Here is a 25149-nt window from a genome sequence, read left to right on the forward strand (position 1 = left end):
CCGGGCCGGGGGGACGCGCGTCCCACTCCGACCGCGCACCGGTACAGGGAGAACAGATGAGCGAGCAGTACAGCGAGATGGACGCCGCGGTCACCGGTCAGCCGGCCGACGGCGGGGCTCCGGACGACGTGAGCCGCCAGCTGGCGGAGCGCACCGAGGACCTGCAGCGGGTCACCGCCGAGTACGCCAACTACCGGCGCCGGGTCGAGCGTGACCGGGTGCTCGTCGTGGACCAGGCGGCCGAGCGCTTCGCCGGCCAGCTGTTCCCGATCGTCGACGACATCGAGCGCGCACGCGACCACGGCGACCTGACCGGCGCCTTCAAGGTGGTCGCCGACCGCGTCCTCGGTCTGCTCGACGGACTCGGCGTGACCGCGTTCGGCCAGGCCGGCGACCCGTTCGACCCCGCCCTGCACGAGGCGGTGCTGCACGACACGTCCCCCGACGTGTCGGTGCCGACCGCCACCACCGTGCTGCGCCCGGGCTTCCGGCGCGGCGAGCGGGTGCTGCGGACGGCGATGGTCGGGGTCACCGATCCCGAGGCGCCCGCCCCGTCCGCTGCCGCCTCCGGGGACGGCTTCCCCGACGGTGGGACCGTGGACGGCGAGGTCGCCGACGCCCCCGCCGCGCCCCCGGCCGGTGACCCGGCCGCGACGGGTCAGCGGCAGGAGCCCGCGGGCCCGGCCGCCGGCTGAGCGTGGCCGGTCCCTCTCCCGTCCGTTCCGGTCTCCGCGCCGCGGAGGCCGCTCACCGCAGCAAGGGGGCACCCGATGAGTGAGCCCAGCAGGTCCGGTTCCCCTGCGGAGCAACGATGAGCAACACCCGCGACTTCATCGAGAAGGACTACTACGCCGCGCTCGGCGTCGCCAAGGACGCCGACGCCGCGGCCATCAAGAAGGCCTACCGGCAGCTGGCCCGCGAGCTGCACCCGGACAAGAACCCGGACAACGCCGGGGCCGAGACCCGCTTCAAGGAGGTCTCGGAGGCCTACGACGTCCTGTCCGACCCCAAGCGGCGGGCCGAGTACGACGAGGCCCGCCGGCTGTTCGGGTCGGGCGGCTTCCGCCCCGGCGCGGCCGGCGGCGGCTTCCCCGATGGTGCCGGCGGCTTCCCCGGCGGGGGCTCGGGCACCACGTTCGACCTCGGTGACCTCTTCGGCGGCGCCGGGGGCCCCGGTGGCGCCGGCGGCCGGGCCGGCGGGGGACTGGGGGACATCTTCGGCGGGCTGTTCGGCGGCGCCGGGGGCACCGCCGGCCCGCGGAGCCGCAGCCAGGCGGCGTCCGGCCCGGCGCGCGGCCAGGACGTCGAGACCGAGGCGACCCTCTCCTTCGACGAGGCCGTCCTCGGCGTCACCGTGCCGCTGCGGATGCAGAGCCCGGGCACCTGCGCCACCTGCCACGGCAGCGGCGCGCGGCCGGGCACCAGCCCGCACACCTGCCCGGTGTGCAACGGCGCCGGCGTCACCAGCCGGAGCCAGGGCGCGTTCGCCTTCTCCGAACCCTGCCGGGAGTGCCGCGGCACCGGGTCGGTCGTCGAGGACCCGTGCCCGGAGTGCCGGGGCAGCGGGGTGACCACCCAGATCCGCACCATCACCGTGCGGATCCCCGCCGGGGTGAAGGACGGGCAGCGGATCCGGCTGGCCGGTAAGGGCGCCCCCGGGCGCCGTGGCGGACCGGCGGGCGACCTGTTCGTCGTCGTCCACGTCTCCGGGCACGACCTCCTGGGCCGCAGCGGCAACGACCTGACGCTGACCGTGCCGATCAGCTTCGCCGAGGCCGCGCTGGGCACGACGTTGACCGTGCCCACGCTGGACGCCCCCGTGTCGCTGAAGGTGCCGCCGGGCACCGCCAGCGGGCGGACGTTCCGGGTGCGCGGCCGCGGTGTGCCCGGCAAGGGCCCCACCGGGGACCTGCTGGTGACCGTGGAGATCGCGGTGCCCAAGAAGCTGACGCCGGGTGCCCGGGAGGCCATCGAGAAGCTCGCCACCGAGCTGCCCGACGACCCGCGGCCGGAGATCACCGCGGCGCTGGGGGCCGGAGGCGCGCGGTGACCGCCCCGCAGGCCGGCGTCCCGGACCCCCGGCGGGCGCCGGGCCCCGTCGCCGAGGACGCGCCGGTCTTCGTGATCTCGGTGGCCGCCCAGCTGGCCGGGATGCACGCCCAGACCCTCCGCCAGTACGACCGGCTGGGGCTGGTGCGGCCGGGGCGCACCCCGGGCGGAGGCCGGCGCTACAGCCCCCGGGACGTCGCCCTGCTGCGGGAGGTGCAGCGGCTGAGCCAGGAGGACGGCGTCAACCTGGCCGGGATCAAGCGGATCATCGAGCTCGAGTCGCAGGTCGAGGCGCTGCAGGACCGCGTCCGCGAGCTGCTCGAGGAGCTCGAGGTCTCCGAGCACCGGCGGATCGCCGCGGAGTCCGCCGTCCCCGCGGGCTACCGGCGCGACCTGGTGCCGCTGTCCAGCCCCGGTTCGGCGCTGGTCGTGTGGCGGCCGGCGGCACGGCCGTGAACCCGTCCCCGGGGAACGCGCCGGGCCCGCGGCGCGTGGAGGACCATGTGAGCACAACGCCTGACACGGTCGACGCGGACCAGTCGCTGGACGCCCACGAGGCGTTCGTCCGCCTGGAACGCGAGGTCGCGCTGCTGCTGCGCCGGGCCCGGGCCATCTCCGGCCGGCTGGGCGGTGAGCTGCACCGGGACCTGGACGGCGCCGCCTACGGGCTGCTGGTGCTGCTCGACGACGCCGGGCCGTTGCGGGCCAGTGACGTGGTGGCCCGGCTGGGACTGGACAAGAGCACGGTCAGCCGGCAGGTGGCCGCCCTGGTGGACCTCGGCATGGTCGACCGGGCGGCGGACCCCGTCGACGGCCGGGCGCAGGTGCTGTCCACGACCGCGGAGGGCCACCGGCGGCTCAGCGAGCTGCGCGACGCCCGCCGGGTCCGGTGGGAGGCCGACCTCGCCGACTGGCCGACCTCCGACGTCGCCACCCTGGCCGTGCTGCTGAACCGGCTGAACCGGCTGGGCGACGCCCGTGAGGCCGAGGAACGCGCCGACCAGTAATCGGGGCCGTACGACAGTGGGCCACCCCGGAGAGCTCCGGGGTGGCCCACTGTGGTCCTTCCTCAGCCGGGGATCATCCAGCTGAGCACCGTGGCCTGCAGCACGACCAGGATGCACATGAAGAACAGCAGGAGGAGGCTCCAGCCGAACACCTTGCGGAAGATCTCGCCCTCCCGGCCGGCCATCCCCACCGCCGCGGCGGCGATGGCCAGGTTCTGCGGGCTGACCATCTTGCCCAGCACGCCGCCGGAGGTGTTGGCCGCCGCGAGCAGCACCGGGTCCAGGCCGGCCCGGGCAGCGGTCTGCACCTGCAGGGCGCCGAACAGGGCGTTCGCCGACGTGTCCGAACCGGTCACCGCGACGCCGATCCAGCCCAGGATCGGCGAGATGAAGGTGAAGAAGGCGCCGGTCTGGGCCAGGAAGGCGCCCAGCGTGGTCGTCTGCCCCGACTGGTTCATCACGTAGGCCAGCGCCAGCACCGCCATCACCGTGACGATGGCCCACTTGAGCTCGGCGTACGTGCGGCCGTAGGCCTTGAGCCCGCGGGCCGGGGAGATCTTGAGCACCAGCATCGTCAGGATGCCGGCGAAGATCATCAGCGAGCCGGCGGAGCTGAACCAGTTGAACGTGTAGGTCACCGACGCCAGAGGGGCATCGGCGCCGGGGCCGAAGACGTTGAGTCCCGGCCACGGGAACTTGATCGTCCACGGCGGCTCGGCGAAGAACGCCTTGACCGACGCGAGGCTGAACAGGGAGAAGACCACGATGATGATCAGGTAGGGGGCGTAGGCCTTGAAGACCTCGGACCCGCTGTCGCTGACCGGGGCGCCCGAGCCGCCCCCGCCACCGTGTCGCCCGGTCCCCGGGGCGTGGTCGTCGCGGGCGTCCTGCTCGCCCGGTCGTCCGCCCAGCTCCTCGCCGGCCGTGACGCCGGCCGACCCGCCCGCCGAACCGCCGCCGACCGTCGCCCGGTCGTGGCGGGCCAGGTCGGGGGACTCCACCGGCGTCCACACGCGCAGCAGGGCGACGACGGCGGCAGCCGACACGAGAGCGGCGATGATGTCGGTCAGCGGGACCGAGATGTAGTTGGCCGCCACGAACTGGGCGATCGCGAAGGCGACGCCGGAGACGATCGCCGGCAGCCAGGTCTGGCGCAGCCCGCGCTTGCCGTCGACGACGAACACCAGCAGCAGCGGCACGAAGACGGCGAGGATCGGCGTCTGCCGGCCGACCATCGCGCCGAGGGTCTCCGTCGTCAGCCGGGCGTCGTCGTTGACCCCGGAGGTCACCGTCGCCAGGGTGATGATCGGGGTGGCCAGCGCGCCGAACGCCACCGGGGCGGTGTTGGCGATCAGGGCGACCACGGCGGCCTTGAGCGGCGCGAAGCCCAGCGCCATCAGCATGACCACGCTGATCGCCACCGGGGTTCCGAAGCCGGCCAGCGCCTCGAGCAGGGCGCCGAAGCAGAAGGCGATGATGATGGCCTGGATCCGCTGGTCAGGGCTGACCTTCTCGAAGGACCGGCGCAGCACGTCGAAGTGCCCGGTCTCCACCGTGAGGTTGTAGACCCAGATCGCGTTGATGACGATCCAGAGGATCGGGAAGAACCCGAAGGCCGCGCCCTCGGTCGCGCTCAGCAGCGTCTGGTCCACCGGCATCCGGAAGAAGACGATCGCCACCAGCATGGCCACCAGCAGGGAGACCAGGCCGGCGATCCAGGCCTTCACCTTCAAGGCGCCCAGCAGGACGAACAGCGTGATCAGGGGCAAGACGGCGCAGAGGGCACTGAGGCCCAGCGAACCCGCTACGGGGTCCAGCACCTGTTCGAACATCGGGTCTCACCTCGTCGTGAGGAGGGGCGTGGGGACGGTGCGGTGGAGCGGTGGGCCGTTGGGCCCTGGGAAGAGTGACGGCGACGGTTTCCCCGTGCAAGCGGTCGTCACCGAACGGTGACCTGTCGGCCCCCGTCCAGAGGCTCACCCCGAGCCTGCGAGGGGTGAAGAGGACGGGGGTCCTCTTACTGCGGGCCGAGCGTGCTGACCGGCAGGCCCCGGATGGACGCGTCGAGGACCTCGATGGTGTGGGCCAGCCCGATCCGGGTGCCCTGCCGCTCCAGCGACGAGGACACCTGCATGAGGCAGCCGGGGTTCGCCGTCACGAGCAGCTCGGCGCCGGTTGCCGCGATGTTGCGGGCCTTGCGGTCGCCCAGCTCACGGGCCGGCTCGGGGTTGAGGATGTTCCAGATGCCGGCCGAGCCGCAGCACAGCTCGGCCTCGGCGATCTCCTTCAGCTGCAGGCCGGGGACCTCCTTGAGCAGGGTCCGCGGCTGCGCCCGGACGCCCTGGGCGTGCGCCAGGTGGCAGGCGTCGTGGTAGGCGACGGTCACCTCCAGCGGGTGCCGCTCGGCGACGGTGCCCAGCTCGGCGAGCAGTTCGGAGACGTCGCGGACCGAGGCGGCGAAGGCCTTCGCCCGCTCGGCGTAGGCCGGGTCGTCGGCGAGGATCGCGGCGTACTCCTTCATGCTGGACCCGCAGCCGGCGGCGTTGACGACCACCGTCTGCACCCCGGCGGCCTCGAAGGCGTCGACCGTGGCCCGGGCGTACTTCTCCGCCTTCTCCTGGCGGCCGTTGTGCACCGACAGCGCGCCGCAGCAGCCCTGCTTGCGCGGGATCACCACGTCGCAGCCCTCGGCGGCCAGCACCCGGGCGGTGGCCGCGTTCACGTTGGGGAAGAACTCGCCCTGCACGCAGCCGGTAAGCAGGCCGACGACCGCCCGCCGGGTGCCGACGGCGGCCACCCGCTCGGGCAGCTTCTCGCGCTTCTCCAGCGGCGGGGCGAGGCCCTCCATGGCGGCGAGCTTGGGTGCGAGCTTCTCCAGCAGGCCGCTGCGCCGGACCACCTTGGGGAGTCCGCTGGCCTGGTAGGCGCGCAGCGGGCCCCGCAGCGCACGCAGCCGCTTCTTGTGCGGGAACAGCGCGAAGATCGCCGCCCGGAGTGCCCGGTCGCCCGGCGCGCGGGTGTGGTGCCGCTCCACCTGGACCCGGGTGGCCTCGATCAGCGCGTCGTACTGGACGCCGGAGGGGCACGCGGTCACGCAGGCCATGCAGCCCAGGCAGGCGTCGAAGTGCTGCACCATCGTGTCGGTCATCGGCGCGCCCTGCAGACCGGACTTCATCAGGTCGATCCGGCCGCGCGGGGAGTCCATCTCCTCCCCCCACAGCGTGTAGGTCGGGCAGGTGGGCAGGCAGAAACCGCAGTGCACGCAGTCGCTGATCAGCTCGGCCGACGGAGGGTGGTCGTCGTCGAAGGCCGGCCGCAGGGCCGGGCCGTCGACCGGTACCGGCCCGTGCGCGAGGGCCCCGGCCTTCTGCGGGTCGCCCTGCGGCTCCTGCTCCGTCACGCGGGCCTGGGCGGACTGCTCACTCATCAGATGCCTCCGACGAACCTGCCGGGCGCCAGGCGGCGCTCGGGGTCGAACTGTTCCTTCACGCGGCGCATCAGGTCCAGGGCCGGGACCGGCCCCCAGGTGTCGATGCCCGCCTTGACCTCGGGTGGTCCGTCCAGGACCACCAGCGCCCCGCCCGCGGCGGTGCACGCCGCGCGCAGCCGGCCCACGACGGACCGGACCGCGTCGACGTCGGTCCCGGCCGGCAGCGACCCGGCCAGCACCCCGGCGCCCGCCGAGCCCCGCAGGTGCAGGGTCGTCCCGGCCGCCGTGGCGCCCCGGTGCCCGGCGTCGAGCACCGAGGCCAGCCCGGACAGGGCGAAGGTGGCCTTGAGCGCGGTGGCGCGGCCGGCAGCGGCGGCCCCGCCGTCGGTCGGCGCTCCGCCGTCCCAGGGCAGCCGGCCCCAACCGGCCGGCAGGTCGGCGGAGGACGCGGCGTCGCCGCCGAGCAGCGCCACCGTGGCCGCCGCCCGCCCCTCGACCCCGGCCTCGGTGCCCTCCAGCAGCACCCCGATGGTGCCGCCACCGCCCGTCCAGTCGACCTCGACCGCGGCCGGCACCAACTGCGCGTGCAGCAGCTGCTGCACCAGGCGCTGGGCGTCGTGCGGGGAGTCGGTGGACACGGTGACCACCCGCCGGGCAGCGGGCACCGGGTGCAGCCGGAAGACCGCCTGGGTGATCACGGCCAGCGTGCCGAAGGACCCGATGGTCAGCTTGCCCAGGTCGTAGCCGGCGACGTTCTTCACCACGCGGCCACCGGCCTTGGCGACCACGCCGTCAGCGCGCACCACGGTGACGCCCAGGAGCAGGTCGCGGGCGGTCCCGACCGCCATCCGGCCGGGACCGCTCATGTTCGTGGCGAGGGTCCCGCCGATCGAGGAGCCGGGCACGGCCTCGTCGATGGAGAGCCGCTGGCCCGCCGAGCCGACGGTGGCCTGCACGTCGGCCAGCAGGGCGCCGGCCTGGGTGTCCACGATCAGGTCGCCGGCGGCGTGGTCCAGCACCGCGGACATCCGGCTGAGGTCGACCACCAGGTCGGCCTGCTCCGGCGGGCGCCCCCAGGTCGTCTTGGTGCCGCGACCGCGCGGGACGACGACCAGTCCGTACACCGCCGCGGCGCGGAGCACCTCGGCGACCTCCTCGGTGCTGGCCGGCCGCGCGACCAGGGCGGCGGGCACCCCGTCGACGGCGTCGGCCGGGGTGCCGTCGACGACCTCGCCGCACGCGGAGGAGAGGGCGGTGCGGGCGGCGTCGAACCGGGTCCGGGCAGCAGTGGTCATCTCGGGCCCCTCAGAAGGCGTCGGCGAGGCCGGCTTCGACCAGCGGGTGGGCGTGCTTGCGCTTGCCGGGCACCTCGCCGCACAGCCGCGGGGTGGGGAAGACCTTGCCCGGGTTGCTGATGTTGTTCGGGTCGAAGGCGCAGCGGACCAGTTGCATGGTGTCCAGGTCGTCGTCGGTGAACATCTTGGGCATGTAGGCCGCCTTGTCCACCCCCACGCCGTGCTCCCCGGTGATCGCCCCGCCGTGGGAGATGCACAGGTCGAGGATCGCGCCGCTGACCTTCTCCGCGGCGTCGCCGGCGCCGGGCTTCGCGTCGTCGAAGAGCACCAGCGGGTGCAGGTTGCCGTCGCCGGCGTGGAACACGTTGGCCACCCGGACGCCGGAGGACGACGACAGCTCGGCGATGGCGCGGAGCACCTCGGGCAGCGCGGTCCGCGGGATGACGCCGTCCTGGACGATGTAGTCCGGGCTGATCCGGCCGACCGCGGCGAAGGCGGACTTGCGGCCCTTCCAGATCAGCGCGCGCTCCGCGGCGTCGATGGCCAGCCGCAGCTCGAAGGCGCCGTTCTCCTGGCAGATGCGCTCGACCTCGGCGTACTCGTGCTCCACCTCGGCCGAGGGGCCGTCCAGCTCGATGACCAGCACCGCGCCGGCGCCGGCGGGGTAGTTGCAGTGCACGGCGGCCTCGGCCGCCTCGATGGCCAGGGCGTCCATCATCTCGATCGCGGCCGGCAGCACCCCGGCGCTGATGATCGCCGACGTCGCCGCGCCCGCCTCGTCGGTGGAGGCGAACCCGGCCAGCAGGGTGCGGACCTCCTCGGGGAGCCGGACCAGCCGGACGGTGGCGGTCGTGGCGATGCCGAGGGTGCCCTCCGACCCCACCACGGTGCCCAGCAGGTCGTAGCCGGGGGCGTCGGGGGCCAGCCCGCCCAGCTGCACCACGTCGCCCTGCGGGGTGACCAGCTCGGTGCCGAGCACGTGGTTGCTGGTGAAGCCGTACTTCAGGCAGTGCGCGCCGCCGGAGTTCTCCGCGAGGTTGCCGCCGATCGAGCAGATCTGCTGGCTGCTGGGGTCGGGGGCGTAGTAGTAGCCGTGCGGCGTGGCGGCCCGGGTGACGTCGAGGTTGATGACGCCGGGCTCGACCACGGCCCGCTGGTCCTCGCGGCGCACCTCGCGGATGGTGCGCATCCGGGAGGTGACGAGCAGGACGCCGTCGGCGCGGGGGAGGGCCCCTCCCGACAGGCCGGTGCCCGAGCCGCGGGCGACGAAGGGCACGCCGTGCTCGCTGCAGGCCCGCACGACCGCGGCGAGCTGCTCGGTGGTCTCGGGGAGCACCACGAGGGCGGGGGTGACCCGGTAGTGGGCCAGCCCGTCGCACTCGTACGTGCGCAGCTGGGTGGGGTCGGAGATGACGCCGGTGTCCGGGAGGACGGAGCGGGCCACCCGGCCCACCGCCTCGATGCCCGCGCTGTTGTCCCCGGGCTCCCCGGTGGCCGAGGTGGCCTCGGGTGGGACGGCGCCCTCGATCGGGCCTGCCGTGGTCTCCGTGCCGTGCGTACCGCTCATGAGGCTCCGCCTTCGTCGCCGGACCTGGTGTGTACCGCTCGTTCGGTGGTGGTGCGACCCCGGACGGCGCGGACGTGCATCCGCGCCGTCCGGGGGAGGGACCGGGGGTGCCGGGGCCCCCGTGTCCCACCGGTGGTTCGTTCAGGGCATGCGCTCGTCCGCCGGTGCCGTCCCGGTGGACGGGGCGCGGGCATCGTCCCATCCGGCGGGGGCGAGGGCACCTCCGCAGGGCCGGCGGACGGGGCCCGCCGTCCCGCCCTCGTCGACCGCCTGCACCGTGCTCATGGCTCTCCCTGCGTGTCGGTGCCGCGCTGGGCGCGCGCCGCTCGGTCCGGGACGCCGCAAGTGGGTGCACCTTCCGAGATGCGGGAGGTTCCCACTGGCAGATGGAAAACGTATCCTCGGGTCCCAGTCGGGTCAAGACGAGGTCCGCGCCCCCGGGTGCCGCCCGCGAAGTGCCCGGAGGTGCTGGTGGGCCTGCCGGACGCGGGCGTCCCCGGTGCCGGGACGAAGGGGGCAGGCATGGCAGACGTCGGCGGCACCGACGGCGGCGTCCAGTCGCTGGAGCGCGCGTTCCTGCTGCTGGAGCTGATGGCCGAGGACGGCGGCGAGGTGGCGCTGTCCCGGCTCGCCGTGGACAGCGGGCTCCCACTGTCCACGATCCACCGGCTGGTCCGCACCCTGGTCAGCCGCGGCTACGTGCGGCAGCTGCCGTCCCGGCGCTACGTGCTCGGCCCGCGGCTGATCCACCTGGGGGAGAGCTCGTCCCGGACGCTGGGCACCTGGGCGCGCCCGCACCTGAGCGACCTCGTGGACGCCTTCGGGGAGACCGCGAACCTCGCCATGCTGGACGGCGACCGGGTGGTCTACGTCGCCCAGGTCCCGTCCCGGCACTCGATGCGGATGTTCACCGAGGTCGGCCGTCGGGTGCACCTGCACTGCACCGGGGTGGGCAAGGCGCTGCTGTCCCAGCTGCCGCCGGAGACGGCCCGTGAGCTCGTGGAGCGTGGCGGCATGCCCGCCCGCACGCCGCTGACCGTGACCGACCCCGACGAGCTGATGGCCCGCCTGCCCCGCATCGCCGAGCAGGGCTACGCGCTCGACGACGGCGAGCAGGAGATCGGGGTCCGCTGCGTGGCGGTCCCGGTGCCCGGCGGCCCGCTGATGACCGCCATCTCGGTCTCCGGCCCGGAGGGCCGGCTCCCGCTGGAGAGCGTGCCGCAGGTCGTCGCCCTGCTCAAGCGGACCGCCGCGGCGCTGGCCGCCGAGCTGCGCGAGGACCAGCACCTGGTCAGCGGCCGGTCCAGCTGACCTGACCCCGTTCCACGAACGCGGTGACGCCGGCCCGGAAGTCGGCGCTGCCGAACACCTCGCGGACGATGTCGTCCCCGTTCGGGACGTCCGCCCGGCGCAGCCGGGCCACCGCCCGCTTGGCCGCCCGCATGCTCAGCGGCGCGTGCCCCAGCAGCGTGGTCACCAGGGCGTCGAGCGCCGCGTCGAGCCCGTCGTCGGGACACACCTCGCCGACGAAGCCCGCGGCGGCCGCATCGGCGGCGGACAGCAGCCGAGCGCGCAGCAGCATGTCCAGGGTGCGGGCCGGCCCCAGGTGGCTCACCAGCAGCGAGTACGTGTTCATCGACAGGCAGTTGCCCAGTGTGCGGGCGACCGGGACCCCGAAGCGGGCCGAGGCGGTCGCCACCCGCAGGTCGCAGGCCGCCGCCAGGATCAGCCCGCCGCCCACGCAGGCGCCGCCCACCGCGGCGACGGTCGGCACGCCGACGTCCTCCAGGCGGGTGACCACCCGCTCGATGCGGGCCTCGTAGGCCACGCCGTCGTCGCCGCTGCTCGAGTCCCCGGTGCCGAACTCGAGGAACTGGCTGATGTCGGTGCCGGCCACGAAGGCCCGGCCCGCTCCGCGGAGGACCAGGACGCGCACCGACTCGTCCTCGTCGGCCCGGACGCAGGCCTCCTCGAGTCCGTCGTACATGGCGTAGGTCATCGCGTTGCGCTGCTCGGGCCGGTTGAACAGCACGGTCAGCACCGGCCCGTCCTGGGTCACCTCGAGGTCGCTCATGCCCGCTCTCCGGAGGTCGTGGGGGCGACGGCGTCGACCAGGTCGGCGGGGAGCCCGGCGCGGGTCAGCACCGCCCGGGTGTCCGCGCCCAGCGGCGGCCCGGCGACCCCGCGGACGGCGGGGGTCCGGGACAGCCGCATCGGCGAGCCGATCTGCCGGACCGGGCCCAGCGCGGGGTGCGGTGCGTCCCAGAAGAACCCCCGGGTGGCGAGGTGCTCGTCGGTGAACACCTGGCCGTAGTCGTTGATCGGGGCGCAGGGCACCCCGGCCTCGCCGAGGGCGGCCAGCAGGTCGGCGGTGGTGCGGGTGCGGGTGCGGGACTCGACGACGTCCAGCAGCTCCCCGCGCCGGGCGTGCCGGCGGCTGGCGTCGGCGTAGCCGGGGTCGGCCAGCTCGTCGGCCATGTCCAGGGTGCGGCAGAGCCCGGTCCAGGTGTTGGGGGTGTTCGCGCCGATGGTGATCCACCCGTCGGCGGTCTGGAAGGCCTGGTACGGGGCCTGGCTCTGGTGCGCCGAGCCCAGCGGCCCGCCGACCTCCCCGGTGGCGAAGTACTTGCCGGCCTCCCAGACCGCCAGGCTGACGCCGGCCTCGAACAGCGAGACGTCGATCGACTGGCCGACGCCGGTGCGGTCGCGCTCGCGCAGCGCGGCGGTCACGCCCAGGGCCAGGTAGAGCCCGCACACCAGGTCGCAGACCGGGACACCGACCTTCACCGGCTCGCCGCCGGGAGTGCCGGTGATGCTCATGATCCCGCTGCGCGCCTGGGCCATGATGTCCAGCCCGGGGAGCGGGGCGAGCGGCCCGTCCTGGCCCCATCCGGACCCGGAGGCGTAGACCACCCGCGGGTTGACCGCCCAGACGTCGGCGGGGGACAGGCCCAGCCGGGCCATCGCCCCCGGGCGCAGGTTCTCGACCACCACGTCGGCGGTCTGGACGAGGGCGAGGAACGCCCGCTTGCCGTCCGCGGACTTCAGGTCCAGCGCGACGGACTCCTTGTTCCGGTTCAGCCGCAGGTACGGGGAGCTCTCGCCGTCCACGAACGGGCCGCTGGCGCGCACCGGGTCACCGGAGCGGGGGTCCTCCACCTTGACCACCCGGGCGCCGAGGTCGGCCAGTTGCATGGACGCGTAGGGCACGGCCATGAAGACGCCGACCTCGAGCACGGTGATGCCGGTCAGCGGTGGCTGCGGTTCGGGGGACGTCGGGGCTGCGGTCATCTCTGCCTCCGCGGGTGGGTCGGTGGTCGGTTCATCGTGGCCGGTACGGCACTGCGCCCCGGACGGCGGGTGCCGTCCGGGGCGCAGTCCGGTGAGGTGCTGGTCGGCCCCGTCCCGAGCTCTGATGGCCCCCTTGCAGGGGCCCGCCTTCACAGCCAGCCGGGGACCACCAGGATCAGCCAGGTGACCAGCGGGATGATCGCGACCATCGAGAAGCCCCAGATCATCAGGGTCCGGAAGGTCCGGTCCCGCTCGGCCTCGGTGGCGTTGGCGACGACCAGGGCGCCGCTGGTGGAGAACGGGCTGGAGTCGACGATCGACGACGACAGCGCCAGGGCGGTGATCAGACCGATCGCGCCCACGGCGTTGTCGCCCTGCAGGAAGGGGACGGCCAGCGGGATGAGCGCGCCCAGGATGCCGGTGGTGGAGGCGAACGCCGAGACGACACCGCCGATGTAGCAGATCAGCAGCGCGGCGATCAGCGGCAGGCCGAGCGCGGCGACGTTGTCACCCAGCCAGCTGGGGACCTCCTGGTCCTGCATCAGCCCGACGTAGGTGACGATGCCGCAGATCAGCAGCACCGTCGGCCAGGCGATCTGCCCGACGGCGCCCTTGGCGCCGCGCGGGGCGACGACGGAGAGGACCACGCCGACGGCGATGGCCAGCAGGCCGATGTCCAGGTTGAGCGGCGGGAGTGCGCCGATGATCAGCACGACGAGCCCGACGAGGGTCAGCGTCCGGTCCCGGTCGAGCGTGGTCACCCGTCCGGAGTGGTCCTCCGGCGCCAGGGCCGTGGTCTGCACGGCCTTGGTGTCGGCGCGGTCCTCCGCGGTGCTGTGGTGGTGACCGGGCTCGCCGTGCCGGGGCTCGGTGACCCGGCCGCCGGAGATCGCCGCGCCGCCGGTGCCGGTGCTGCCCACGGCGGTGTTCCGGGCCGGTCCGCCGGGGATGTCCGCGCCGGTGTCCTCGGTGGCGTCGCCGGCCACGGTGGCGGCGACGAAGTCGTCGTCCCGGTTGTCGTCCAGGTCGACCCGTCCACCGCCGAGCAGCTTGCGGCCGCCGAAGAGGAAGAAGACCACGATCGACAGCAGGATGTTGATGACGATCGAGGCGCCCCAGAGGAACAGCGGGCTGCCCGGCAGGTCGTTCTCGGCGACGACGGTGTTGGTGATGACCCCGAAGATCGACAGCGGGGAGAACCCGCCCGCGGTGGCGCCGTTGATGATGAACAGGCCCATCAGCACCGGGTTGATCGAGTAGCGCCGGGCGAAGGACATGCCGACCGGGGCGATGATCGCGACCACCGCGGGCACGACGCCGCCGATGGCGGTGAGTGCGCCGGTGACGGCGAACATGGCCCACGGGATGGCCACCAGCTTCCCGCCCGAGGCCTTGACCGCGGCGTGCACCAGCCAGTCGACCGTTCCGTTGTTCTTGGCGATGGCGAAGAGGTACGTGACACCGACCAGGACGACGAACAGCGACCCGGGGAAGGAGTCGAAGATGGCGTCGTCGTAGGGCAGGTCCCCTTCGGTGCCGTAGATGAAGTAGCCGGCGACGAAGGCTGCGGTGAGCGCCAGGGCCCCCATGTGGACCGGCAGCACCGTGGCGATCAGGAAGACCACCAGCAATATGAGGATCAGGACGAGCTGTACGGACACCGGTGTCCCCTGGAGTGAGGCGGGCGTGGAACCCGCTGCCGTGCGCTTCCGCCATGCGGAACCGCATTTTCGCTAGCGGGGATTACAACCGGCACGGACCCCGGTGTCAAGGGTCGCAGCCTCTGGTGCGGTGGCCAAACGAGACTCCACCTGCCGGTAGTAGCCTTCCGCAGAGTGGACTTCGGGCGTCGCGTCCGGGGGCTCCCGACGAGAGGCGACACCATGGAGGCATGGGCATGTCAGTGACGACGACTACCGGCGGACGCCACTTCCTGCAGATCCCCGGGCCGACCAACGTCCCGGACCGGGTCCTGCGGGCCATGGACTTCCCGACGATCGACCACCGGGGTCCGGAGTTCGCCGCGCTGGGCAAGGAGGTGCTGGAGGCCGTCAAGGCGCCGTTCGGCACCACCCAGCCGGTGGTCATCTACCCGGCGTCCGGCACCGGCGCGTGGGAGGCCGCGCTGGCCAACACGCTGTCCCCCGGCGACCGGGTGCTGTGCTTCGAGACCGGCCACTTCGCGACCCTGTGGCAGAAGATGGCCACCGAGCTGGGGCTCGAGGTCGACTTCGTGCCGGGCGACTGGCGGCACGGCGTCCCGCCGGAGGGGGTCCAGGAGAAGCTCGCCGCGGACACCGGTCACGCGATCAAGGCCGTCATGGTGGTCCACAACGAGACCTCCACCGGCGTCACCAGCCGGGTCGGCGAGGTGCGGGAGGCCATCGACGCAGCCGGCCACCCGGCCCTGCTGCTGGTGGACACCATCTCCTCGCTGGGCAGCATCGACTACCGGCACGACGAGTGGGGCGTCGACGTCACGATCTCCGGGTCGCAGAAGGGGCTCATGCTCCCGCCGGGGATCAGCTTCAACGCGATCAGCGAGAAGGCGCTCGAGGCGTCCCGGACGGCGAAGCTGCCGAAGTCCTACTGGAACTGGGAGCCGATCCTCGCCGCCAACGCCAACGGCTTCTGGCCCTACACGCCGGCCACCAACATCCTCTACGGCCTGAAGGAGGCCCTGAAGATGCTGGACGAGGAGGGGCTGCCGAACGTCTACGCCCGCCACGCCCGGCACGCGGAGGCCACCCGCGCCGCGGTGCGGGGCTGGGGCCTGGAGGTGCTGGCCCTCGACGAGCGTGAGTACTCCGGCTCGCTCACCGCGGTCCTGCTCTCCGACGAGTACGACGCCGACGCCGTGCGCGCGCTGATCCTGCGTGAGTACGACATGTCCCTGGGCGCCGGTCTCACGAAGCTGGCGGGCAAGGTCTTCCGGATCGGCCACCTCGGCCACTTCAACGACCTGACGCTGGCCGGCACCCTCGCCGGCGTCCAGATGGGTCTGGTGCGCAGCGGGGTGAAGATCGACCCAACCGGCCTCCAGGCCGCCCTCGACCGGCTGTCGCAGCCGTGACCGAGCTCGCGAGGTCACGCATGAGCACAGCACGGCCCGGCACGGGGCCGACGAGCGCCGGCGAGGAGGCACCGTGACGGCCGCTCCGGAGCGGACGGCGCCCGCGGCCACGGCCGACCTGGAGCGGGAGCTCCGGGCCGCGCTGGACGGCGAGGTCGCCTTCGACGACTACACCCGGCACCTGTTCAGCCAGGACGCCAGCATGTACACGATGACCCCGCTCGGGGTCGCCTACCCGCGGCACGCCGCGGACGTGGCCGCCGCGGTGCGGCTGGCCGCGGCGGCGGGCGTGCCGGTGCTGGCCCGGGGCGCGGGCACCAGCCTGGCCGGGCAGACCGTGGGCCCGGGCCTGGTGCTGGACGTGTCCCGGCACATGCACGCGATCCGCGAGCTGGACCCCGAGGCCCGGACGGCGGTCGTCGAGCCCGGCGTCGTCCAGGACGACCTGAACCGGGCGGCGGCCGCCCACGGGCTGATGTTCGGGCCGGACACCTCCACCAGCAACCGCGCCACCATCGGCGGGATGATCGGCAACAACTCCGCCGGCAGCGGGTCGGTGCGCTTCGGCATGACCATCGACCACGTGCAGGAGGTCGACGTCGTCCTGGCCGACGGGTCCACGGCGACCTTCGGGGTGGTCGACGAGGCCGAGCGGGCGCGCCGGGCGCAGGGGACGACGCTCGAGGCGGCGATCCACCGCGAGCTGCCCGAGCTGGTGGCCGCGCACGCCGAGGCGATCGCCACCGGCTTCCCGTCCTTCTGGCGGCGGGCCGGCGGGTACCGGCTGGACCGGCTGGCCGACGGCGCCCCCTTCGACCTGGCGAAGTTCCTGGTCGGCTCGGAGGGCACGCTGGCCATCGTCACCGCCGCGCGGGTGGGTCTGGTGCCCAAGCCGGCCAAGACGGTGTTCGCCGTCGGCCACTTCACCACCGTGCAGAACGCGATCAACGCCACCGAGGACGCGCTGTCGGTCGACCCGGCCCAGGTGGAGCTGCTGGACCGGACGATCCTGGACCTGTCCCGGCAGAAGATCGAGTACGCCGCCCTGGGGAAGATCCTGCAGGGCGACCCCGACGCGCTGCTCTTCGTCTCCTTCACCGGGGACGACGAGGACGAGCTGGTCGCCTCGCTGGACCGGCTGGCCGCGCTCTGGGAGCGCAACGGGCACGGCTACCACACGCTGCGGGCGGTCACCCCGGCCCAGCAGGCGGCGCTGCTGAAGGTGCGCAAGTCCGCGCTGGGGCTGCTGATGGCCAACTCGGTGGGCGCCCGCCGGCCGCTGGCCTTCGTCGAGGACACCGCGGTCGACCCCAAGCACCTGGCCGAGTACACCGCCCGCTTCCGCGACGTGCTGGACCGGCACGGCCTCGAGGCCGGCTTCTACGGTCACTGCTCGGTCGGCTGCCTGCACATCCGGCCCTTCGTCGACCTGACCCAGCCCGGCCAGGTGGAGGTCATGCGCGCGGTGGCGGTCGAGGTCAAGGACCTGGTCCGGGAGTACGGCGGGGTCAACTCCAGCGAGCACGGCGACGGCCTGGCGCGCAGCGAGTTCAACCGGGAGCTCTTCGGTGACGAGCTCTACGAGGCGATGCGCCGGGTGAAGGGGCTGTTCGACCCGGAGGGCCGGCTCAACCCGGGCAAGATCGTCGACTCGCCGTCGATGACCGAGCACCTGCGGGACGCGGACCCGCCGCAGCCGGGCCCGCTGCGCACCCGGCTCGAGTTCGACGTCGTCGGCGGGATGTTCGGCCTGGCCGACCGCTGCATGAACATCGGGCTCTGCCGCAAGTCCACCACCGGGGCGATGTGCCCGTCCTACATCGCCACCCGGATGGAGGAGCACTCCACCCGGGGCCGGGCCGGCGCGCTGGTCAAGGCGCTCAGCGAGGGGGACCCGCACACCGCGCTGGCCGACGAGCGGCTGCACGAGGTGCTGGACCTCTGCCTGATGTGCAAGGCCTGCAAGAGCGAGTGCCCGCTCGGCGTGGACGTCTCGGCGATGAAGAGCGAGGCGCTGGCGGCCAAGCACGACGTGCACGGCATCCCGCTGCGCTCCCGCGCCTTCGGCGCCATCCGCACGCTGAACAAGCTGGGGGCGGCGACCGCGCCGCTGTCCAACCTCCCGGGCAGGATCAAGCCGCTGCGCGCCCTGATGGACTCGAAGCTGGGCATCGCCCGCCAGCGGGAGCTGCCCACCTTCCGGCGGAACACGCTGCCGCGCTGGTTCCGGAAGCACACCGCGCCGACCGCGCCCACCCAGGGCACGGTCACGCTGCTGGCGGACTCCTTCACCAGCTACACCGAGCCGGGGATCGGCCAGGCCGTCGTCCAGCTGCTGGAGCGGGCCGGCCACCGCGTCGTCCTGGAGAGCAAGGGCTGCTGCGGCCGCCCGAGCATCTCCAAGGGCATGCTGGACGACGCCCGGGACAAGGCCCGTCACCTCGCCGCCTCGCTGTGCGACGGCGCCGAGCCCGGGTCGCCGATCGTCGGGTGCGAGCCGTCCTGCATCCTCACGCTCCGGGCCGAGCACGTGGAGCTGCTGCCCGACGACCCGAACGTCCGGGACGTCGCGGCCCGGGTGAAGCTGCCCGAGGAGCTGCTCGTCGAGGCGATCGACGCAGGCCGGCTCCGGCTGCGCGAGGACAGCTGGCTGGCCGGTCGCCGGATCCTGTTCCACGGCCACTGCCACCAGAAGGCTGAGGCGGGGACGGCGGCCACCGTGGCCCTGATGTCACGGATCCCGGGCGTCGTGGTCGAGGAGCTGGACGCCGGCTGCTGCGGCATGGCCGGGTCGTTCGGCTTCGAGTCCGAGCACTACGAGGTGTCCCTGCAGGTGGGGGAGGACCGGCTGTTCCCCGCGGTGCGGGCGGCGGACGCCGAGACGGTGATCGCCGCGACCGGCGTCTCCTGCCGGCAGCAGATCTTCCACGGCACCGAGCGCAACGCCTGGCACCCGGTGGAACTGGTGCTGGAGGCCGTCGCCCCGGACTGACCCGGGGCCGGTCGCACACGACGGGCGCCTGCCGGACCGGACGGTCCGGCAGGCGCCCGTCTGTCTGTGGTGCCCGTCTCCACGGGTTCAGTTGCATACAGCAACCAACTGTTCGATGATGGTCGGCGTGCACGTCACCCGGGACACCGCCGACCGGCTCACCGCCGGGGTGACCCGGCTGCTGCGCACCGGTCGCCGGCTCGGACACGGCGCGGCGGCGGACCTCTACGGGGACCTGCCGCCGTCCGGCTGGACCCTGCTCGTCGTGCTGGACCAGGAGGGCCCGCTGCGCTGCAGCGCCCTCGCGGTCCGGCTCGCCGTCGACGTCTCGGTCGCCAGCCGCCACGTGGCCGCCCTCGAGCGCGGTGGTCTCGTCGTCCGCCGGCCCGACCCCCTCGACGGGCGCGCCGGCCTGATCGGCCTCAGCGACGCGGGCTCGGCCGCGCTCGCTCGGGTGCGCGAGCTGCGCGCCCGGTGGGCGCTCGACGCCCTGCGGGGCTGGGACGACGAGGAGGCCGCACTGCTGGGCCGCCTGGTCGACCGGCTCGCCGACGACCTCGACCGCACCCTCCGACGGCCGCCCGCCGCAGCGCACGTCCCGCACCGCACCCCGCAGGAGAACCGATGACCAGCACCGCACCCGTCCGATCCGCAGCGGGGCCGGCCGCGCCGGTCCCGGCCGAGCAGCAGGGGGCGATGACCCACCAGCAGATCCTCTCGGCGCTGTCGGGGATGTTGCTGGCGATGTTCGTGGCGTTCCTGTCCTCGACCGTGGTGTCCAACGCGCTGCCGACGATCATCACCGAGCTGCGGGGGTCGCAGAGCCAGTACACCTGGGTGGTCACCTCGACGCTGCTCGCCTCGACGGCGAGCACGCCGATCTGGGGCAAGCTCGCCGACCTGAACAGCAAGAAGCTGCTGATCCAGGTCGCCATCGTCGTGTTCATCGTCGGTTCGATGCTGGCCGGACTGGCGCAGTCGGTGCCCACCCTGATCGGCTGGCGCGTCCTGCAGGGGCTGGGCCTGGGCGGGCTCCAGGCGCTGGTGCAGATCGCGATGGCGGCGATGATCAGTCCGCGCGAGCGCGGCCGGTACTCCGGCCTGCTCGGCGCCGTGATGGCCGTGGCCACGGTCGGTGGCCCGCTGCTCGGTGGTCTGCTGGTGGACACCAGCTGGCTGGGCTGGCGCTGGTGCTTCTACGTCGGCGTCCCCTTCGCGGTGGCCGCGCTGGTGCTGCTCCAGCGGACGCTGCACCTGCCGGTGACCCGGCGGGAGGTCTCCATCGACTACCTGGGTGCCGCCTTCCTGACCGCCGGCGTCTCGGCGCTGCTCATCTGGGTGACCCTCGCGGGCAACAGCTTCCCGTGGCTGTCGGTGGAGACGGCGCTGTTCGTCGGCGGTGGCGTGCTGGCCGTGGTCGCCTTCGTCGTCACCGAGCTGCGCGTGCCCGAGCCGATCGTCCCGCTCCGGCTGTTCCGCGACCGGACGACGACGCTGGCCGTCGTCGCCAGCGTGGCGATCGGCGTGGCGATGTTCGGTTCCACGGTGTTCCTGGGCCAGTACCTGCAGATCTCCCGCGGGTACTCGCCGACCGCCGCCGGGCTGCTCACCATCCCGATGGTCGGCGGGCTGCTGGTCTCCTCCACCGTGTCCGGCATCCTGATCTCCCGGTACGGCCGCTGGAAGGCGTACCTGGTCGCCGGGTCGGTGCTGGTCGCCGCCGGTTTCGGCCTGCTGGCCACCATCGACCACGCCACGGACATGGTGCTGCTGGGCTGCTTCCTCGCCGTGCTGGGCACCGGCATCGGGATGACGATGCAGAACCTGGTGCTAGCGGTGCAGAACACGGTGGCGGCCGGCGACCTGGGCGCGGCCAGCTCGGCGGTGGCCTTCTTCCGCAGCCTGGGCGGCACGATCGGCGTCTCGGTGCTCGGGGCGGTGCTCAGCAGCCGGGTCGGCGGGCTGATCTCCGAGGGGCTCGCCGACGTCCCCGGTGGCGCGGCCGCGGCCGCGGGTGGCGACGTCGGGCTGGCCGACCTGGCGGGAGCGCCGCCGGCCATCCGGGAGCTGATCGCGGTGTCCTACGGCGACGCCACCGGCCGCATCTTCCTGGTCGCGGCGCTGCTGTCGGTCATCACGATCGTGGCCGTCCTGTTCATCCGCGAGGTCGCGTTGCGGACCGACACCGGTGACCAGCGGCTGCGCGCCGAGACCGCCGGCGCCCCCGTGGACGTCGACGTCCAGCCGGTGGTCGGCACCCGCGAGGTGGCCGCCCGCTCCTGAGTGCGGACGGCGAAGGCCCGCCCCCCAGGGGGAGCGGGCCTTCGCCGTGCCGGCCCTCCTGCAGGGCCCCGCCGCCGGCCCCGTCCAGGTCGGCCCTCCTGCAGGGTCCCGCCGCGAGCTTGCGAGCGGTGGGGGGCAGGGTCAGGCCCCGTCCAGGTCGGCCCTCCTGCAGGGTCCCGCCGCGAGCTTGCGAGCGGTGGGGGGCAGGAGGGTCCTTACTCAGACGAGCGCGGCGTCCAGGGTGATGTCCACCCCGGTGAGGGCCTTGCTGACCGGGCAGCCGGCCTTGGCGCCCTCGGCTGCCTTCTGGAAGCCCTCGGCGTCCAGGCCGTCGACCTCGCCGCGGACGGTGAGCGTGATGCCGGTGAGCCGGAACCCGCCGTTCTCCTTGTCCGGGCCGAGCGACACGTCGGCGCTGACCTCGAGGCTCTGTGGGGTCCCGCCGGCCTCCGCGATGTTCGCGGACAGCTGCATGGCGAAGCAGGCCGAGTGTGCGGCTGCCACGAGCTCCTCGGGGCTGGTGGTGCCCCCGGCCTCCTCGGCGGCGCGCTTGGGGAACGACACGTCGTAGGTGCCGACCTTCGAGCTGCTCAGCTCGACCTGGCCGGACCCTTCCTGCAGGGAGCCGTTCCAGGCGGTGCGTGCGGTACGGGTGGGCATGGGACCTCCTCCGGGGTGGGTGACCCGCGCTGCCGGTGCGGCGCGGTCGGTCACCCGACCTGTGGGGCACAACCGTTGCTGGCGGGCGGTGTTCCCGCCACTCGAACCTCTCCCGCTCGAGCGCGGCCCCTCCGGTGGGAGCGGAGCAAGGCCCCGTCCCGAGGAGGATCCGGCCCCTCCGCAGGGTTCCGCCGCGAGCCTGCGAGCGGTGGGGGGCGGAGGGGTCCTTCCTCAGGCGCCTTGGACGGCGTCCGCAGGCGGCGAGCTGACCCGCTCGGCGATCACGTGCAGCAGCTTGCGCAGCTCCTCGAACTCGACCCGGTCCAGCGCCAGGGCGTCGATCATCTGCTCGTTGACCGAGCAGGCCGGCTCCTTCAGCGCACGGCCCGCCTCGGTGAGCCGGATCGACACCGACCGCTCGTCGTCGGCCCGGCGGTGCCGGGTGACCAGCCCGGCGGCGGTGAGCCGCTTGAGCAGGGGGGAGAGCGTGCCGGAGTCCAGCGCGAGGCGGGAGCCCAGCTGGCCGACGGTCTGGCCGTCCTCCTCCCAGAGCAGCATCAGCACCAGGTACTGCGGGTAGGTCACCCCCAGCTCGTCGAGCATGGGGCGGTACCGCGCGGTGACCGCTCGGGAGGCCGCGTAGAGCGCGAAGCACAGCTGGTCGTCGAGAGCGACGCTCGGCGACGGGGTTTCCGTCATGTGGTCAGCGTAGGGCGAGATCCGGTCGTGGGCTTGCCACCACTCCACCTTTGGTTGTGCATCACACCCTGGCGGGGCCGCAGGATCCCAGGATTGAGTGGAACAGACTCAACTCCGCAGTCGTTGGACCACGCGACAGGCACCATCGAGCAGGAGAGGACCGCCCCGGACCATGCCAGACAAGCTCACCACTCGTTCGCAGGAGGCGTTCGCTGCCGCCCAGCGGCTGGCGGTCGAACGTGGTCAGGCCCAGTTGGAGCCCCTGCACCTGCTGGTCGCGCTGCTCGACCAGACCGACGGCATCGCCGGCCCGCTGCTCCGCGCCACCGGCGCCGACCCCGTCGACGTCCGGGCGAAGGCCGACGCCGCGGTGCGCCGTATGCCACGGGTGAGCGGGGCCACCGTGCCCGCCCCGTCCCCGTCCCGGGACCTGCTGCAGGTGATCAACGCCGCGGGGGAGCAGGCCGGCGCCCTCGGCGACGAGTACGTCTCCACCGAGCACCTCCTGGTCGGGCTGGCCACGACCGGCGGCGAGGCCGGCGCCGTGCTCAGCAGCGCGGGCGCCACCCGGGAGGCGCTGCTCGCGGCGTTCCGGACGGTGCGGGGCAACCGCAAGGTCACCAGCCCCGACCCGGAGGGCACCTTCCAGGCGCTGGAGAAGTACGCCCTGGACCTCACCGAGCGGGCCCGCCGCGGGGAGATCGACCCCGTCGTCGGCCGGGACACCGAGATCCGCCGGGTCGTGCAGGTGCTGTCCCGGCGCACCAAGAACAACCCGGTGCTGATCGGCGAGCCCGGCGTCGGCAAGACCGCGATCGTCGAGGGCCTGGCCCAGCGGATCGTGGCCGGCGACGTCCCGGAGAGCCTCAAGGGCAAGCGGCTGATGGCGCTGGACCTGGGGTCGATGGTCGCCGGGGCCAAGTACCGCGGCGAGTTCGAGGAGCGGCTCAAGGCCGTGCTGCAGGAGATCACCGACGCCGAGGGCCAGGTCATCACCTTCATCGACGAGCTGCACACCATCGTCGGTGCCGGCGCCACCGGTGACTCGGCGATGGACGCCGGCAACATGATCAAGCCCATGCTGGCGCGAGGCGAGCTGCGGATGGTCGGCGCGACCACGCTGGACGAGTTCCGCGAGCACATCGAGAAGGACCCCGCGCTCGAGCGGCGCTTCCAGCAGGTCTTCGTCGGCGAACCCAGCGTCGAGGACACCATCGGGATCCTGCGCGGGCTCAAGGAGCGCTACGAGGTGCACCACGGCGTCCGGATCACCGACGCCGCCATCGTCGCCGCCGCGGCCCTGTCCGACCGGTACGTCACCGCCCGGTTCCTCCCGGACAAGGCGATCGACCTGGTCGACGAGGCGGCCAGCAGGCTCCGGATGGAGATCGACAGCCGCCCGGTCGAGGTCGACGAGGTCGAGCGCGTGGTCCGGCGCCTGGAGATCGAGGAGATGGCGCTGGCCAAGGAGGACGACCCGTCCTCGATGGAGCGGCTCGTGGCGCTGCGCGCCGACCTGGCCAACCGGCGTCAGGAACTCGCCGAGCTGACCGCCCGGTGGCAGCAGGACAAGAGCGCGATCACCCGGATCCAGTCCATCAAGGAGGAGCTGGAGCGACTGCGGGCGGAGGCCGAGCGCGCCGAGCGTGACGGCGAACTGGCCCGGGTGGCCGAGCTCCGCTACGGCCGGCTGCCGCAGCTGGAGAAGGACCTGACCGAGGCCGAGGCGTCGGTGGAGACCGGTGACTCGATGCTCAAGGAGGAGGTCGGCCCCGACGACATCGCCGAGGTCGTCCAGGCCTGGACGGGCATCCCGGCCGGCCGACTGCTGGAGGGCGAGACGCAGAAGCTGCTGCGGATGGAGGACGAGCTCGGCAAGCGGGTGGTCGGTCAGCCCGACGCCGTCCGCGCCGTCTCCGACGCCGTCCGCCGCGCCCGGTCCGGTGTCGCCGACCCCGACCGGCCCACCGGGTCCTTCCTGTTCCTGGGGCCCACCGGCGTCGGCAAGACCGAGCTGGCCAAGGCGCTGGCGGAGTTCCTGTTCGACGACGAGCGGGCGATGGTCCGCATCGACATGAGCGAGTACTCCGAGAAGCACTCGGTGGCGCGGCTCGTGGGTGCGCCCCCCGGGTACGTCGGCTACGAGGCCGGTGGCCAGCTCACCGAGGCGGTGCGGCGGCGTCCGTACACCGTCGTCCTGCTGGACGAGGTGGAGAAGGCGCACCCGGACGTCTTCGACGTCCTCCTGCAGGTGCTCGACGACGGCCGGCTCACCGACGGTCAGGGCCGCACGGTGGACTTCCGCAACACCATCCTCGTGCTCACGTCGAACCTGGGCTCGCAGCTGATCGCCGACCAGTCGGTGCCGGAGGCCGTGCGCGGGCAGGCGGTGATGGAGGTGGTCCGCGGGCACTTCAAGCCGGAGTTCCTCAACCGGCTGGACGACGTCGTGGTCTTCCGGGCGCTGGGCAGCGAGGAGCTCACCGGGATCGTGGACATCCAGGTCGGCGTGCTGGCGCGGCGGCTGGCCGCCCGGCGGCTGACGCTGGAGGTCACCGACGCCGCCCGCGAGTGGCTGGCCATCAACGGCTTCGACCCGGTCTACGGAGCGCGGCCGCTGCGCCGCCTGGTGCAGTCAGCGATCGGTGACCAGCTGGCCCGGGCGCTGCTGGCCGGGGAGATCCGGGACGGCGACGAGGTGCTCGTCGACTGTCCGGCAGGGGTGGCCGACGAGGCGGGCGCCAGCGGCCTGGTGGTCACCGCGCGCCGCAGCTGAGAAAGGCCCCTGCCCCCACCGCTCGCA

At 73.5% G+C, this 25149-nt stretch carries 20 protein-coding genes; 10 read left to right on the forward strand and 10 right to left on the reverse strand.

Annotation, left to right across the window (positions count from 1 at the left end):
* Positions 1-56: 56 nt before the first annotated feature.
* The 4 genes from grpE to ACWIX6_RS02510 all read left to right on the forward strand — a co-directional run bounded on the left by grpE (position 57) and on the right by ACWIX6_RS02510 (position 3056).
* Positions 57-695, forward strand: a complete 639-nt coding sequence (gene grpE, locus ACWIX6_RS02495) for a nucleotide exchange factor GrpE (RefSeq protein ID WP_448615272.1) — start codon at positions 57-59, stop codon at positions 693-695.
* 116 nt (positions 696-811) lie between these two features.
* Entirely contained in the window at positions 812-2050 is a 1239-nt protein-coding gene (gene dnaJ, locus ACWIX6_RS02500; RefSeq protein ID WP_448615273.1) for a molecular chaperone DnaJ, read from the forward strand.
* Positions 2047-2505, forward strand: a complete 459-nt coding sequence (locus tag ACWIX6_RS02505; RefSeq protein WP_448615274.1) for a heat shock protein transcriptional repressor HspR — start codon at positions 2047-2049, stop codon at positions 2503-2505. Before dnaJ ends, ACWIX6_RS02505 begins: the two co-directional genes overlap by 4 nt.
* 47 nt (positions 2506-2552) lie before the next feature.
* Positions 2553-3056, forward strand: coding sequence for a MarR family winged helix-turn-helix transcriptional regulator (locus ACWIX6_RS02510; protein ID WP_448615275.1), 504 nt, complete (start codon positions 2553-2555; stop codon positions 3054-3056).
* A 62-nt stretch (positions 3057-3118) separates the two neighbouring features.
* Here the strand turns inward: ACWIX6_RS02510 and ACWIX6_RS02515 are convergent, their stop codons facing one another.
* The 5 genes from ACWIX6_RS02515 to ACWIX6_RS02535 form a co-directional block, all read right to left on the reverse strand.
* Positions 3119-4888, reverse strand: coding sequence for an L-lactate permease (locus ACWIX6_RS02515; protein ID WP_448615276.1), 1770 nt, complete (start codon positions 4886-4888; stop codon positions 3119-3121).
* Positions 4889-5073: 185 nt separating this feature from the next.
* Positions 5074-6483 carry a (Fe-S)-binding protein gene (locus tag ACWIX6_RS02520; RefSeq protein WP_448615277.1) on the reverse strand — a complete coding sequence of 470 codons (1410 nt, stop codon included), beginning with the start codon at positions 6481-6483 and terminating at the stop codon, positions 5074-5076.
* Positions 6483-7781 (reverse strand): FAD-binding oxidoreductase, encoded by a 1299-nt coding sequence (locus ACWIX6_RS02525; protein WP_448615278.1) that lies wholly within the window; start codon positions 7779-7781, stop codon positions 6483-6485. The genes ACWIX6_RS02520 and ACWIX6_RS02525 overlap by 1 nt, the downstream gene beginning before the upstream one ends.
* Positions 7782-7791: 10 nt before the next feature.
* A complete protein-coding gene (locus ACWIX6_RS02530) occupies positions 7792-9348 on the reverse strand; it encodes an FAD-linked oxidase C-terminal domain-containing protein (RefSeq protein WP_448615279.1) in 1557 nt (518 codons plus the stop codon).
* Between the two features lie 141 nt (positions 9349-9489).
* Entirely contained in the window at positions 9490-9633 is a 144-nt protein-coding gene (locus ACWIX6_RS02535) for a hypothetical protein (protein WP_448615280.1), read from the reverse strand.
* A 237-nt stretch (positions 9634-9870) separates the two neighbouring features.
* Between ACWIX6_RS02535 and ACWIX6_RS02540 the strand changes: the two genes are divergently transcribed.
* The gene (locus tag ACWIX6_RS02540; protein WP_448615281.1) at positions 9871-10659 is read left to right on the forward strand and encodes an IclR family transcriptional regulator; all 789 of its coding nucleotides are present in this window, start codon (positions 9871-9873) and stop codon (positions 10657-10659) included.
* On the opposite strand, the gene ACWIX6_RS02545 is transcribed toward ACWIX6_RS02540, so the two are convergent.
* The 3 genes from ACWIX6_RS02545 to ACWIX6_RS02555 form a co-directional block, all read right to left on the reverse strand.
* The gene (locus tag ACWIX6_RS02545; protein ID WP_448615282.1) at positions 10640-11422 is read right to left on the reverse strand and encodes an enoyl-CoA hydratase; all 783 of its coding nucleotides are present in this window, start codon (positions 11420-11422) and stop codon (positions 10640-10642) included. The genes ACWIX6_RS02540 and ACWIX6_RS02545 overlap by 20 nt on opposite strands.
* The gene (locus ACWIX6_RS02550) at positions 11419-12639 is read right to left on the reverse strand and encodes a CaiB/BaiF CoA transferase family protein (RefSeq protein WP_448615283.1); all 1221 of its coding nucleotides are present in this window, start codon (positions 12637-12639) and stop codon (positions 11419-11421) included. The genes ACWIX6_RS02545 and ACWIX6_RS02550 overlap by 4 nt, the downstream gene beginning before the upstream one ends.
* 149 nt (positions 12640-12788) lie before the next feature.
* Entirely contained in the window at positions 12789-14300 is a 1512-nt protein-coding gene (locus tag ACWIX6_RS02555) for an SLC13 family permease (RefSeq protein WP_448615284.1), read from the reverse strand.
* Positions 14301-14530: 230 nt separating this feature from the next.
* Here ACWIX6_RS02555 and ACWIX6_RS02560 point away from each other — a divergent pair, with 230 nt between their 5' ends.
* From ACWIX6_RS02560 to ACWIX6_RS02575, 4 genes are all read left to right on the forward strand, one after another.
* On the forward strand, positions 14531-15712 hold the full coding sequence (locus ACWIX6_RS02560; protein WP_448615285.1) for a pyridoxal-phosphate-dependent aminotransferase family protein: 1182 nt from the start codon (positions 14531-14533) through the stop codon (positions 15710-15712).
* 73 nt (positions 15713-15785) lie between these two features.
* Positions 15786-18704 carry an FAD-binding and (Fe-S)-binding domain-containing protein gene (locus ACWIX6_RS02565; RefSeq protein ID WP_448615286.1) on the forward strand — a complete coding sequence of 973 codons (2919 nt, stop codon included), beginning with the start codon at positions 15786-15788 and terminating at the stop codon, positions 18702-18704.
* A 127-nt stretch (positions 18705-18831) separates the two neighbouring features.
* Positions 18832-19332, forward strand: coding sequence for a MarR family winged helix-turn-helix transcriptional regulator (locus ACWIX6_RS02570; RefSeq protein ID WP_448615287.1), 501 nt, complete (start codon positions 18832-18834; stop codon positions 19330-19332).
* The gene (locus ACWIX6_RS02575) at positions 19329-20987 is read left to right on the forward strand and encodes an MFS transporter (protein ID WP_448615288.1); all 1659 of its coding nucleotides are present in this window, start codon (positions 19329-19331) and stop codon (positions 20985-20987) included. Before ACWIX6_RS02570 ends, ACWIX6_RS02575 begins: the two co-directional genes overlap by 4 nt.
* A 219-nt stretch (positions 20988-21206) precedes the next feature.
* Here ACWIX6_RS02575 and ACWIX6_RS02580 read toward each other — a convergent pair whose 3' ends face one another.
* The gene (locus ACWIX6_RS02580) at positions 21207-21647 is read right to left on the reverse strand and encodes an OsmC family protein (protein ID WP_448615289.1); all 441 of its coding nucleotides are present in this window, start codon (positions 21645-21647) and stop codon (positions 21207-21209) included.
* A gap of 231 nt (positions 21648-21878) precedes the next feature.
* Positions 21879-22346, reverse strand: a complete 468-nt coding sequence (locus ACWIX6_RS02585) for a MarR family winged helix-turn-helix transcriptional regulator (protein ID WP_448615290.1) — start codon at positions 22344-22346, stop codon at positions 21879-21881.
* A 172-nt stretch (positions 22347-22518) separates the two neighbouring features.
* Between ACWIX6_RS02585 and clpB the strand changes: the two genes are divergently transcribed.
* Entirely contained in the window at positions 22519-25122 is a 2604-nt protein-coding gene (clpB, locus tag ACWIX6_RS02590) for an ATP-dependent chaperone ClpB (RefSeq protein WP_448615291.1), read from the forward strand.
* Positions 25123-25149 lie beyond the last annotated feature (27 nt).

It is taken from the genome of Modestobacter sp. URMC 112 (assembly GCF_053502575.1).

What these genes read in the sequence shown, in the direction of transcription:
- grpE (WP_448615272.1), top strand. Translation starts at nt 57, where the DNA reads ATGAGCGAGCAGTACAGCGAGATGGACGCCGCGGTCACCGGTCAGCCG.
- dnaJ (WP_448615273.1), top strand. Translation starts at nt 812, where the DNA reads ATGAGCAACACCCGCGACTTCATCGAGAAGGACTACTACGCCGCGCTC.
- ACWIX6_RS02515 (WP_448615276.1), bottom strand. Translation starts at nt 4,888, where the DNA reads ATGTTCGAACAGGTGCTGGACCCCGTAGCGGGTTCGCTGGGCCTCAGT.
- ACWIX6_RS02520 (WP_448615277.1), bottom strand. Translation starts at nt 6,483, where the DNA reads ATGAGTGAGCAGTCCGCCCAGGCCCGCGTGACGGAGCAGGAGCCGCAG.
- ACWIX6_RS02525 (WP_448615278.1), bottom strand. Translation starts at nt 7,781, where the DNA reads ATGACCACTGCTGCCCGGACCCGGTTCGACGCCGCCCGCACCGCCCTC.
- ACWIX6_RS02530 (WP_448615279.1), bottom strand. Translation starts at nt 9,348, where the DNA reads ATGAGCGGTACGCACGGCACGGAGACCACGGCAGGCCCGATCGAGGGC.
- ACWIX6_RS02535 (WP_448615280.1), bottom strand. Translation starts at nt 9,633, where the DNA reads ATGAGCACGGTGCAGGCGGTCGACGAGGGCGGGACGGCGGGCCCCGTC.
- ACWIX6_RS02540 (WP_448615281.1), top strand. Translation starts at nt 9,871, where the DNA reads ATGGCAGACGTCGGCGGCACCGACGGCGGCGTCCAGTCGCTGGAGCGC.
- ACWIX6_RS02545 (WP_448615282.1), bottom strand. Translation starts at nt 11,422, where the DNA reads ATGAGCGACCTCGAGGTGACCCAGGACGGGCCGGTGCTGACCGTGCTG.
- ACWIX6_RS02550 (WP_448615283.1), bottom strand. Translation starts at nt 12,639, where the DNA reads ATGACCGCAGCCCCGACGTCCCCCGAACCGCAGCCACCGCTGACCGGC.
- ACWIX6_RS02560 (WP_448615285.1), top strand. Translation starts at nt 14,531, where the DNA reads ATGGGCATGTCAGTGACGACGACTACCGGCGGACGCCACTTCCTGCAG.
- ACWIX6_RS02575 (WP_448615288.1), top strand. Translation starts at nt 19,329, where the DNA reads ATGACCAGCACCGCACCCGTCCGATCCGCAGCGGGGCCGGCCGCGCCG.
- ACWIX6_RS02580 (WP_448615289.1), bottom strand. Translation starts at nt 21,647, where the DNA reads ATGCCCACCCGTACCGCACGCACCGCCTGGAACGGCTCCCTGCAGGAA.
- ACWIX6_RS02585 (WP_448615290.1), bottom strand. Translation starts at nt 22,346, where the DNA reads ATGACGGAAACCCCGTCGCCGAGCGTCGCTCTCGACGACCAGCTGTGC.
- clpB (WP_448615291.1), top strand. Translation starts at nt 22,519, where the DNA reads ATGCCAGACAAGCTCACCACTCGTTCGCAGGAGGCGTTCGCTGCCGCC.